This window comes from Paenibacillus sp. AR247, assembly GCF_002968895.1.
Taxonomy (GTDB): Bacteria; Bacillota; Bacilli; order Paenibacillales; family Paenibacillaceae; genus Paenibacillus_AQ; species Paenibacillus_AQ favisporus.
In genome coordinates, this window is sequence record NZ_PCZT01000009.1 from 2,012,131 (window position 1) to 2,014,683 (window position 2,553).

Sequence of the window (2,553 nt, forward strand, 5' to 3'; positions counted from 1 at the left end):
GAAATGCCGGCCGGTATTTGCACCAGCTGTCGGAAATCCGCAGCGAGCTGTACCGTTCACCGCAGACCTCCTACTCCCTGGACGAGCTCGCGGCAAGCGTCAACCTGAGCAAATCTTATTTTCAGCATCTGTACAAGGATTTGTTCGGATGCTCGGTCTCGTCCGACATGATCAACAGCAGGCTGGAGTATGCGAAGTATTTGCTGGATAACAGCTCCCTCTCCATCGGTGGCATCGCCAAGATGTGCGGATATGAGAACGAAACCCACTTCATGCGGCAGTTACAAAAAATTCGTATCGGCCACCCCGAGCGGCTATACGAAAAAGAAAGTAGCGCACCTGCCTTGCGAGTTTACTCCCCTGATTCCATGGGAACAATAGCAGCAACAATAAGTAAAATGGGGCTGCACAACAATGAGTGACAATCTATGGAATACGATCAAAAACAGCGGTGTCGTCTGGAAAATGCCGCTGGCTGCGGCGCTGTCATGGGAGGCCGCGAAGTGGGCGGGCTCTTCACATCCATATCTCGCCCCGCTGACCGCGATTTTGTCCGTACAGGCCACGGTCAGCCAATCGATGCAGTTCGCCTGGCAGCGAGTTCTGGGAACGGTTGCCGGCGTCCTGCTGACGCTCTGTGTATCGCCCTGGCTCCCCCTGAACGGATGGAGCATCGGAGCGTGCCTGTTGGTCGCGGCCTTTGCGATCCAGCGCCTGAAGCTGGACCACACCATGGTCACACAGATGGCCCTCAGCATTCTGCTCGTGCTGTTCTTTCAGCACAAAATGCCCAGCTATTCGCTCGACCGGATTCGGGATACGATCATCGGCGCCGTGTTAGCGGTACTGGTCCAGACGCTGCTGTTCCCGCCGGATTCCATCCCATCCGCCAAGCAAAAAATGACCCGCTTCGCGGACCATTTGGCAAGTCATTTTATCAAGGCCGGGCAATGGGTGAAGCAGGGATGTCCTCCAAGTGAAGCGCAAACGCTGAAATGGACATGGCAGGCGCTGTTTCAGGAGCTGCATCAAGCGACCACCGAGCTGGACAAGGCGGCCCAGAGCTTGCGGTACCACCCTTTTGCCGCCAAGAAGCGCGATCTGCTGAACCGTCTGACCCGGCAGATGGAGCAGCTGCGTTCGGGCTACGCCAATCTGTCGGATATGATCCGGGTGCTGGGGCAGTGGTCGCGGACCGGCCATTTTACCCGGGAGCAGCAGCAGCAATGGGCCGACCACCTTCAAGAACTCGCCCAGGTGATCAAGCGATGGCATACAAGCAGCCCCGGCAGCTCCACTGATGGCAGCGCCGGCAAGGTCAGCTTGAGTCTTCAGGCTCCGGCGCATTGGGAGCAGGAGCAGTACCCGCTCGCCCTGTATATGAATGCCGGGCAGCTGCTTCAGGATTTTGGCGGGGAATCCGCGTTCTCCTTAGTCCTCCGGCGTGTCCACGTCGAGGAACAGATCCGGCGATCCGAAAGGGACAGAGATCCCCCTTCCGTGACGGATCAGCTGCCGGGCTCCCTGGTCCCCTTGCAGCCGGAGCAGCTCCGGAAACATCCGCCGGTGGCAAATGACCGGCGGTCTCGCCAGACCGCCGAACTCCGCGGCGGCGAAATGAATCTCTTCCCGTTCCGATGCCTGATCGTAGCGGCAGAGCAGTTCGTTGATCATCGCAGCCGTGACGAAGGGCTGGTCTGCGAGCAAGATCATAACCGATTCGGCCCCCGCGGTCATCGCCGCCTCCACCCCGCACCGGATTGAATGCGCCTGTCCTGAATGCGCATCCGGACAGCGCACAAGCGTCCATTTCGCTCGAAAGCGGTCACTGCCAAGGGCTGCGTCCAACCAATCCGCCTTCCCTTCGGCGGTCACGATCCATACATGCGCCAAACCGGCCTGCAGGGCCGCAAGCAAAGCGTGATTGCCAAGCGCAATTCCCCTCAGCGGCAGACCAAGCTTATTCGTTCCCATCCGGCTGCTTTGCCCCGCCGCCAAATAAATGCCATGGACACTATGTCGCTTCATAAGATAAGCGCCTCTTTCGGGAAGTTCGGTACACTTGGATTAATTCGGCCACCATGCTGAAGGCGATCTCTTCCGGACCTTCTGCTCCGATCGGCAAACCAACGGGAGCGTGCCAATGCTCCGGCAGGGATCCGCCTTCGAGAAGCCGCTGCGTTCTGCGTTTCGAGCCCAGGAGGCCGACATAAGCCAGGTTATGGCTGGAGAGGATCCGGATGAGCTCCCAGTCCCTCCGGAAGTGATGCGTCATGATGACCACGTAATCGTTTGGCGTCCACCGGATCCGCCCGGCCGTTTCCTCCGGGAAGCCGTCAAGCAGCTTGTGGGCATCCGGAAAAAAGCTTCGGTCGCACAGGGCTGCCCTCCAATCGGCGACGGTGACCGTGAATCCGGCGGCGGCCGCAAAGGAGGCCAAAGGCCTGGCATCCGGCCCGGCACCGAACAAGGTCAGCCGGGGTTTGGGAAATACGTGTGAACGAATACTTCCTCCGCCTCTCTTGGCACGATCTGCATCCCGCTCCGCCACCC

General features: G+C 59.3%; 3 protein-coding genes and 1 pseudogene. 2 read left to right on the forward strand and 2 right to left on the reverse strand.

Translation table 11 applies throughout. The annotated features are described in order from the left end of the window. Together CPT76_RS17895 and CPT76_RS39970 are read left to right on the forward strand one after the other, a co-directional pair. Nucleotides 1–422, forward strand: a 422-nt coding sequence (locus tag CPT76_RS17895; protein WP_258168564.1) for a helix-turn-helix domain-containing protein, incomplete at its 5' end; no start/stop codon positions are given. Between the two features lie 43 nt (nt 423–465). Beyond that, nucleotides 466–846 (forward strand): annotated as a pseudogene (locus tag CPT76_RS39970) (FUSC family protein); the annotation flags it as partial. Nucleotides 847–1,431: 585 nt separating this feature from the next. Here the strand turns inward: CPT76_RS39970 and CPT76_RS39975 are convergent. Both CPT76_RS39975 and CPT76_RS17905 read right to left on the reverse strand, forming a co-directional pair. After that, the gene (locus CPT76_RS39975) at nt 1,432–2,028 is read right to left on the reverse strand and encodes a nucleotidyltransferase family protein (RefSeq protein WP_308737609.1); all 597 of its coding nucleotides are present in this window, start codon (nt 2,026–2,028) and stop codon (nt 1,432–1,434) included. Continuing rightward, on the reverse strand, nt 2,015–2,553 hold a 539-nt coding region (locus CPT76_RS17905), incomplete at its 5' end, for an XdhC family protein (protein WP_258168566.1). The genes CPT76_RS39975 and CPT76_RS17905, both read right to left, overlap by 14 nt.

What these genes read in the sequence shown, in the direction of transcription:
- CPT76_RS39975 (WP_308737609.1), bottom strand. Translation starts at nt 2,028, where the DNA reads ATGAAGCGACATAGTGTCCATGGCATTTATTTGGCGGCGGGGCAAAGC.